The 8,510-nt window shown below is 74.3% G+C and carries 6 protein-coding genes; 4 read left to right on the top strand and 2 right to left on the bottom strand.

All coding sequences use genetic code 11. The features are described from left to right. Positions 1–138 precede the first annotated feature (138 nt). Together ACFWJO_RS18055 and ACFWJO_RS18050 are read right to left on the bottom strand one after the other, a co-directional pair. Positions 139–3,240 carry a TIM-barrel domain-containing protein gene (locus ACFWJO_RS18055; RefSeq protein ID WP_386866168.1) on the bottom strand — a complete coding sequence of 1,034 codons (3,102 nt, stop codon included), beginning with the start codon at positions 3,238–3,240 and terminating at the stop codon, positions 139–141. A gap of 408 nt (positions 3,241–3,648) precedes the next feature. After that, positions 3,649–4,434, bottom strand: a complete 786-nt coding sequence (locus tag ACFWJO_RS18050) for a DeoR/GlpR family DNA-binding transcription regulator (RefSeq protein WP_386866166.1) — start codon at positions 4,432–4,434, stop codon at positions 3,649–3,651. 178 nt (positions 4,435–4,612) lie between these two features. Between ACFWJO_RS18050 and ACFWJO_RS18045 the strand changes: the two genes are divergently transcribed. Genes ACFWJO_RS18045 through ACFWJO_RS18030 form a run of 4 tightly spaced genes read left to right on the top strand, consistent with a single transcriptional unit; the run spans position 4,613 to position 8,395 of the window. After that, positions 4,613–5,518 carry an SIS domain-containing protein gene (locus ACFWJO_RS18045; protein WP_386866164.1) on the top strand — a complete coding sequence of 302 codons (906 nt, stop codon included), beginning with the start codon at positions 4,613–4,615 and terminating at the stop codon, positions 5,516–5,518. Continuing rightward, on the top strand, positions 5,512–6,438 hold the full coding sequence (locus tag ACFWJO_RS18040) for an ROK family protein (RefSeq protein ID WP_386866205.1): 927 nt from the start codon (positions 5,512–5,514) through the stop codon (positions 6,436–6,438). The genes ACFWJO_RS18045 and ACFWJO_RS18040 overlap by 7 nt, the downstream gene beginning before the upstream one ends. Continuing rightward, entirely contained in the window at positions 6,435–7,529 is a 1,095-nt protein-coding gene (locus ACFWJO_RS18035) for a 1-phosphofructokinase family hexose kinase (RefSeq protein WP_386866162.1), read from the top strand. The genes ACFWJO_RS18040 and ACFWJO_RS18035 overlap by 4 nt, the downstream gene beginning before the upstream one ends. Next, positions 7,517–8,395, top strand: coding sequence for a ketose-bisphosphate aldolase (locus tag ACFWJO_RS18030; protein ID WP_386866160.1), 879 nt, complete (start codon positions 7,517–7,519; stop codon positions 8,393–8,395). The genes ACFWJO_RS18035 and ACFWJO_RS18030 overlap by 13 nt, the downstream gene beginning before the upstream one ends. The last annotated feature ends 115 nt before the right edge of the window (positions 8,396–8,510 follow it).

Raw genomic sequence — 8,510 nt, 5'->3', positions numbered from 1 at the left:
GGGGGGTGTGGTAGGCGCCTCAAACCCCCCCGAACCACCAAGTGAACCCAAAAACTTTGGGGTTCTGGGTTTTTACTTCCCCCCCCCCTCGGTCCGGGGACTACATGCCGGGGGCCCCGGGTGGGGGTGGGGGCGGGGTCAGGGAGTGGGTGTCCAGCGCTGGGCCGCCGAGGTGGCGGAGCAGGTGGCGAGGGTCAGTTTCGTGCCGTTGGCCGTGCCCGCCCCGGCCGGCGCCAGGCAGCGGCCGCCGCTGGTGACGCTCGACTGGGCGCCGAGCTGCCACTTCTGGCCGGCCGACCCGTTGCAGGGCTGGACGGCGACGGTGGTGCCGGAGCCGTCGAGGCAGACGCCGTCCTTGCCGGTGAGGGTGCCCGCAGCGGTGAAGGTCCAGCGCTGGTTGGTGCCGCCGTGGCAGGTGTAGAGGGTGGGTTCGGTGCCCGCGGTGGTGGCGCCGTACGGCAGGTCGGCGCACGTCCCGGAGGCCGCGTTGACCAGCGTGGCGTTCGCCGGGAGCGGCGTCGCCCGGCCCGTCGCCGAGATCTCCGCGGCACTGGTCCACGGGCCCCGGTTCCCCGCCTCCGACAGGGCCTTCAGACGCAGGTAGCGGCCGGTCTTCGGGGCGAACGAGGCCTTCTTCTCCGTGGCGGTGTCCGCCCACGTGCCCGTGGCGACCGGACTGCCCCAGCTCGCCGTCGTGTCGGACACGTAGACCTCGTACGAGCCGATCCGGCCGTTGCTCCCTCCGTCCTGGCGCGGCAGGTAGGAGACGCCGTCGACGTCGTGGCGCGCGCCGAGGTCGATCTGTATCTCGTGGGGGAGCGCGGCGGCCTGGCCGCCGGAGTAGGCGGTGTGCCACAGGGTCGAGGCGCTGCCGTCGATCGCGTTCGCGGCGGCGCCGTTCTCGGCCGAGGTCTCCTGGCTGTCGGCGTACTGGACCTTCCATCCGGCCTTCGGGATCGGCGTGCCGGTGGCCGGTACCGCCGAGGCCGGGAGCAGCGTCAGCCCGGCGGCCTTCACCGTGAAGGCCGCCGACTTCGGGCCCGTCTTGATCCAGAGCGTGCCGGAGCGGTCGGCGGCGTCGAAGTACCAGCCGGTGGCCGCCGAGTCGTACGCGCTCCTGGAGGTCAGGGCGGGCAGGGCGGAGCCGTCGACCGTGACGGCCGAGGGGGCGGCGGCCGCGTGGACGGTGAACTCGTAGCCGCGGGAGGCGGGTTTGCCGGCGTACGTGCCGGTGCTCGCCCCGACGGCGATGCTCACGTCGCCGGTGCCGGAGGCCGGGGCGGTGACGTCGACCTTCTGCTCGGCGTAGGCGCCGGTCCGGTACTGGCGGGTGATGCCGTCGTCCTCGTACAGGGTGAACGTCGAGGCGCCGCGCGGGTAGACGTCGTAGGTGAGGGTGGAGACGGGCTTCTCGCCGGTGTGGTTCATCTGCGGCCACATCGGCACGATGCCACCGCCCTTGACGAACATCGGCAGCGTGTCGAGCGGGGCGCCGTAGCCGTTCAGCCAGCCCGGGCCGGTGTACGTCCTGCCGGTCCAGTAGTCGGTCCAGGTGCCGGCCGGCAGGTAGATCCCGTCACGGGTCGTCGTGTCCGTCACGACCGGTGCCACCAGGATCGAGTCGCCGGACATGAACTGGCCGCTGGTCTGGTTGCCGCGCGCGACCGGGTCGTCCGGGTACTCCAGGACCATGGCGCGGACGGTCGGCGTGCCGGTCTCGGCGGCGACGCGGCTCGCCGAGTACAGGTACGGCATCAGCCGCATCTTCAGCTTGAGGTACTTGCGGTTGACGGAGAGGTACGGCTCGGAGAACCGCCAGGGCTGCTTGTCCTGGTAGCCCGCCTCCGGGTTGGTGGCGCCCCAGCCGGACATCGTCATGAAGGCGGGCGTGAGCGCCTTCCACTGCAGGTCGCGGACGTAGGTCTTGGGGCTGCCCTGGAAGATGCCGTCGACGTCGCCGGCCGCGTAGTTGAACCCGGACAGGCCCGCGCCGGTGATGGCGGGGACGTGCCAGCGCATGGCGTCCCAGGTGCCCGGCGTGTCGCCGGTCCACACGATCGCGTTCCGCTGGGTGCCGGCCCAGCCGTCGACGGTCCAGACGTAGCGGCGGGCGTCGGAGTTCTTCTCGATGCCGTCCACGGCCTGCTGCACGCCGTCGAAGGCGTACTTGTAACCGGAGCCGATCCAGGCCACGTCGGTCTTCACGCCGCGGCTGCCGGCGGTGCCGACCTCGGTGCCGATGTTCGCGAGGCCGGTCGACGTCCACAGGCCGGTCTGGAAGCCCTTCGCCTTCAGGCCGTCGACCGTGGCCTTCAGGTCGGTGTAGCCGCATCCGTAGCCGTCGTTGGGCAGGAACCAGCCGGACGGCATGTCGGCGGCGCGGGCGTCGGCCGCGTACCCGAGGACGTCCTTCGTCGTCTGGTGCCGCAGCCGGCCGTGGTCGCCGGTGTAGTCGGGGTTGGAGGCGTTCCAGCAGTCGGCGTTGCCGAGTTCGAAGCCCCACATCGGGGCCAGGAACGGCTTTCCGCTCACGTCGGTGTACGCGTCGAGGACGCCCTTGAGCGAGTCGCCGACGAAGTACCAGGCGTCGAACCGGCTCTCGTTGTGCGTGAAGGTGCCGGGCGCGCCGAAGGAGTAGCTGCCGGGTGCCCAGGTGTTGCGCATCACGCCGTAGCCGTTGGTCGACATGTAGAAGGGCGCCGGGCTCGCGTTGGTGTTCTCCTTCCACGTGTTCGCGACGGCCACCGGGACCGTCTTGCCGCGCAGCGCCCACTCGCCGAGGCGCAGGCCGGTGCCGTAGAACTGCTCGTCGGCGCCCTGCGTCAGGTACTGGCTGGTCTGCGTGCCCGTCCACGACAGCGGCTGGGACTCGGCCCAGACGAGCGTGCTGTTGTCGGCGCGGTAGACGGAGAAGCGCATCGGGGACTTGTCGACGCGGATGTTCAGGGCCGGCGTGGTGATGCGGTAGTACGTGCCGGCGTCGGTGACGCTCGTCGTCACCGGGCCGAAGTCGGTGGTGGTGGCGAGCGCGTTGCCCGCCGGGTCGTCGGTGAAGCCGCCGCCGGGCGAGAGCCAGATGCGGAAGATGTCCTGGCGGGCGATCACCACTCTGGCCTTCGCCGCCGTCGACGTGCTGATCGTGACGGTGTTCCCCGACTGGCTGACGCCGGTGACGTCACCGGCGCTCGCCGCCGCCGCGGGCGACGCGGGGCCGGCGACCGAGAGGACGGCCGCCACCATGGCCGCGACCAGGCCGAGGACCGCGGGGCGTCTGCCCCGGGCCCGGCCTCCTCCCCACGGTCGTGGGGGACGTGCGGAGTTCCGTTGCATCACAGCCGCCTTTCGGGCCATGCGGCCGCCGCCGTCCGCGGCGCCGCCGACAACACGTGCTGACGCGACATGCTCGACAGTCCCGCCGAATGACGTCAAGTGCTCACGCGCCGCTTGTTCCAATCAGAAACGCGCACGATCGCGCAGGCTTCGATAGGCAGGTCGCGGCGGACCACGGCTCCAACGGCGACAACCCGGCCGGGCCTGCTGGCAGGCGTGATCAAGGCCTTCGAGTAGAAGAACCACCCGGCGATGGCCGACGCCGGGTGTCCCCAGGCCGCTACGGACGGGCCTCAGGGCCTGTCCGGCGGAACGCCCCTACACGCAGTGGACGTCCACGCCCTGGCTCGTCAGCTGCTCCACGAGCTCGTCCGGGGCGTCGTGGTCGGTGACGAGCACGTCGATCTCGGTGATCGTGCAGACCCGGGCGAAGGCCCGCCGGCCGAGCTTGGTGGAGTCGGCGACCACGACCACCCGGTCGGCCCGCTCGGCCATGGCGCGGTTGGCGCTGGCCTCGCCCTCGTCGTGGGTGGAGGCGCCGAAGCCCGGGTCGACGGCGTTGACGCCGAGGATCGCGTAGTCGAGGGACAGGCCCTGGAGGACGGCGGCGGCCAGCGGGCCGGTCAGCTCGTACGACTGGGGGCGGGCGACGCCGCCGGTCACGACGGTCTTCACGTACGGCCGGACGGCCAGCTCGTTGGCGATGTTCACCGCGTTGGTGACGATCGTCAGCGCGGTCGCCGCCGCGTGCTCGGCCAGGTCCGGGCGGGTGGCCAGCTCGCGGGCCACCTCCGAGGTCGTGGTGCCGCCGTTCAGTCCCACGACGGCGCCCGGCGGGACGAGCGCGGCGGCGGCGCGGGCGATGCGCTGCTTCTCGTCCGCCTTGCGGGCTGTCTTGTAGCGCAGCGGCAGGTCGTACGTGACGCCGCTGAGCACTGCGCCGCCGCGGGTCCGGGTCAGGAGCTGCTGGCGGGCCAGCTCCTCCAGGTCCCGGCGCACGGTGGCGGGGGAGACGTCGAGCAGCGTGGCGGCCTCGCCCACCTCGATGCTGCCCCGCTCGCTCAGGGCGTCGAGGAGCCGCGTCCACCGCTCGTGCGTGCCCATCACCGTTCTCCTCGCTCGTCACGGCCTGCCTGCTTCGGGTGCTGAGCGTAACCCGCCCCGCGTGCGGCCTGCGCGCTGCTGCTCATACTTGCGCAGTGCTGCTTGTAAGCCCTATAAAAACTTCATCTTCAATCATCGGGCTGGACGCAAGCCCGCCGTGAACCATCCGGGAGCCCCCGTGAGTCATGTCGAAGCGGAAATCGCCAGCCAGCCCGCGTGCTGGAGTCGCGCGCTTGAGGCCCGGCCCGCCGGGCTGCCGCAGGACGGCGAGCGCCTCGCCGTGATCGGCTGCGGCACCTCGCTCCACATCGCCCAGGCCTACGCGGAACTGCGCGAGACCGCGGGCCTCGGCGAGACCGACGCCTTCGCCGCCTCCGCGTATCCCCTGACCCGCCGTTACGACCGCGTCCTCGCGATCACCCGCTCCGGCACCACCACCGAAGTGCTCGACGCCCTGCGCCACCTGGCGGCCCGCGGCACCCCGACCGTCGCGCTCACCGGCGACCTCGACACGCCCGTCCGCGACGCCGCCGACGCCGTCGTCGACCTCTCGTTCGCCGACGAACGGTCCGTCGTGCAGACCCGGTTCGCCACGACGGCCCTCGTGCTGCTGCGCGCCGGCCTCGGGCTCGTCCCGCGGGACCTGCCCGAGCAGGCCGAGCGTGCCGTGCTCGACCCGCTGTCCGAAGAGGCCGTGAACGCCGAGCAGTTCACCTTCCTCGGCACCGGCTGGACCGTCGGCCTCGCCCACGAGGCCGCGCTCAAGCTGCGCGAGGCGTCCGGTGCGTGGACGGAGTCGTACGCGGCCATGGAGTACCGGCACGGGCCGATCAGCATCGCGGGACCGGGGCGCGCCGTCTGGTTCCTCGGCGCTCCGCCGGCCGGCCTCCTCGACGAGGTGCGGGCGACCGGCGCGTACGCCTCCGTCTCCCCGTCCGACCCGCTCGCCGACCTCGTCCGCGCCCAGCGCCTCGCGGTGGCCCTGGCCGGGCGCCGCGGCCTCGACCCGGACCGTCCCCGCAACCTCACCCGCTCCGTCGTCCTCGCCGACGCCGGGCCGCGGGATGCCCGGGCCGGATCATGACCGTCATCGCCCTGGACGTCGGAGGCACCTTCATCAAGGGCGCCCTCCTCGCGGAGGACGGCTCGCCGAGCCACACCCAGCGCTGGTTCACCCGGGCCGAACGCGGCCCGGACGCCGTCCTGGAGACCGTGCTCGCCTGCGCCGCCGAACTGGCCGGGCGCTGCCCCGCCGCCGAGGCCGCCGGCGTCGTCGTCCCCGGCGTCGTCGACGAGGACGACGGCGTGTCCGTACGCGCCGCCAACCTCGGCTGGCGCGACGTGCCCGTCCGGAACTGGCTGGCCGAACACCTCGGCCTGCCCGTCGCGTTCGGCCACGACGTCCGGGCCGGCGGCCTCGCGGAAGCCCGGGCGGGCGCCGGCCGGGGCTGCGCCGACTTCCTCTTCGTCCCCGTCGGCACCGGGATCGCCGCGGCCGCCTTCACCGCCGGCCGCGCCCGCGCCCTGACGGGCCGTCACGGCCGGGCCGGGGAACTGGGCCACGTCGTGGTGCGGCCCGGAGGAGAGCGCTGCCGGTGCGGGGCGCGGGGCTGCCTGGAGACCGTGGCCTCCGCCTCCGCCGTCGCCCGCCGCTACGCACGCGCCACCCGCCGGCACGGCGTCACCGCCCGGGACGTCCAGCGCCGCGCCCAGGCCGGCGACGAGGTGGCCGCGTCCGTCTGGTCCGAGGCCATGGAGGCGCTCGCCGACGCGCTGTCCACCGCGATCACCCTCTACGACCCGGAGCGCGTCGTCATCGGCGGCGGCCTGTCCCGGGCCGGGGAGGCCTGCCTCGCGCCCCTGCGCGCCGCGCTCGCCGAGCGCCTCACCTTCCAGGCCGTGCCCCAGGTCGTCGAGGCCCGCCTCGGGGACCTGGCCGGCTGCATGGGAGCGGCGTTCCTCGCCCAGGACCTCCTGGTCCGACCGGAAGCGGTGGCGCTGTGATCCTCACCGTCACGCTCAACGCCGCCCTCGACATCACCCACCACGTCGACCGGCTCCGTCCCCACGCCGCCCACCGCGTCCACGGCGTGGCCGCCCGCGCGGGCGGCAAGGGCGTCAACGTCTCCCGCGTCCTGCACGCCCTCGGCCACCCCACCCTCGTCACGGGCCTCGCCGGCGGCGGCACGGGAGCCGCCGTCCGCCGCGAACTCCACCGGGCCGGCATCCCGGAGGAGCTGGTCCCCGTCGTCGGCGAGACCCGCCGCACGGTGGCCGTCGTGGACGCCTCCACCGGCGACACGACGACCCTGCTGGAACCGGGACCCGTCGTGCTCCCGGAGGAATGGTCCCTCTTCCGCGAGGCCTTCGGCGCCCTGCTCGCCCGCGCCACCGTCGTCGTCCTCTCCGGCAGCCTGCCACCCGGCCTGCCCGACGACGCCTACGCGGTCCTCGTCCGGGCCGCCCGCGCACGGGGAGTCCCGGCCCTCCTCGACACCAGCGGCCCGCCCCTCCTCGCCGCCCTGCCGGCCGGCCCGACCCTGGTGAAACCGAACGCCGACGAACTCACGGAGGCGGCGACCCACTTCGCGGCTGCCTTGCGCACGGGGCCGGCGGCGGGCGCCGGGCTCGCGCCGGGCTTCCAGCCTGCGCCGGAACCCGGCCGGTCCGCTGCCGCCGCCCCGGCCTCGGGCCGTGACGCCGGTCCGGCCCCCGAGCCCGGCGATCCCCACCGCGCCGCTCTTCTCGCGGCCGAGGCCCTGCTCTCCGCCGGGGCCGGGGCCGTCGTCGCTTCGCTCGGGGGTGCGGGCATGGTCGCTGTCACCGTCGAGGGGGCCTGGCGGGCACGGCCTCCCGAGCGGCTGCGCGGCAATCCGACCGGTGCCGGGGACGCCGCCGTCGCCGCGCTGGCCCTCGGGATCGCGGCACGCGACCCCTGGCCCGTACGGCTCGCCGAGGCCGTGGCGCTGTCGGCCGCCGCCGTGGCGGCACCGCTCGCGGGCTCCTTCGCGCCCGACGTGCACCACCGGCTCCGCCACCTGGTGGATGTCGCACCCCTGCCCCGTACTCCAGGAGACACACCATGCCCCTCGTAGGGACGGCCGACGTCGTCAACCCCGCCGCCCGCGCCGGACGCGGCGTCGGAGCCTTCAACGTCATCCAGCTCGAACACGCCGAGGCGATCGTCGCCGGAGCGGAGGCGGCCGGCGCCCCCGTGATCCTCCAGATCAGCGAGAACGCCGTCCGCTACCACGGCGCCCTCGCCCCGATAGGCACGGCCACCCTGGCCGTCGCCCGCGCCGCGGCGGTCCCGGTGGCCGTCCACCTCGACCACTCCACCTCGCCCGAACTCGTCGCCGAGGCGGTCGCGCTGGGCTTCACCTCCGTCATGTACGACGCCTCGACCCTGCCGTACGAGGAGAACGTCCGCGCCACCGCCGCCGTACGGGCCCGCTGCCACGCCGCAGGGGTCTGGGTGGAGGCGGAGCTCGGCGAGGTCGGCGGCAAGGACGGCGTGCACGCGCCGGGGGCCCGTACCGACCCGGGGGAGGCGGCGGCCTTCGTCGCCGCCACGGGCGTGGACGCCCTCGCGGTGGCCGTGGGCACCTCGCACGCCATGCTCACCCGAGACGCCGCCCTGGACTTCGGCCTCATCGCCGCCCTGCGCGCCGGCGTCCCCGTGCCCCTGGTGCTGCACGGCTCGTCGGGCGTCGCCGACCGCGACCTCACCACCGCCGTCGAACACGGCATGACCAAGGTCAACATCGCCACCCACCTGAACCGCGTGTTCACCACGGCGGCCCGCGAAGCCCTCGCCGCGGACCGCACGGCGGTCGACACGCGCGGCTACCTGGGCGCCGGGCGGGCGGCCGTGGCCGAGGAGGTCACCCGCCTGCTCGGCGTCCTGCGAGCCACGGCCGCGCACGCCACGGCCACGCACGCACGGGCCGCCGGTGGCTGAGGGACATGAAGGGTGCGGCGGGGTTCCCCGCCCGTGCGCCCCCACAGAACACCCCCCCCCTCCCCCCAGGCCCTTCCCCCCTCTCTCTATGCAGCCTCCCCCCACGAACCCGCGC

It is taken from the genome of Streptomyces sp. NPDC127092 (assembly GCF_042722475.1).
GTDB lineage: Bacteria > Actinomycetota > Actinomycetes > Streptomycetales > Streptomycetaceae > Streptomyces.
This window is presented reverse-complemented; position numbering and strand designations above follow the sequence as displayed.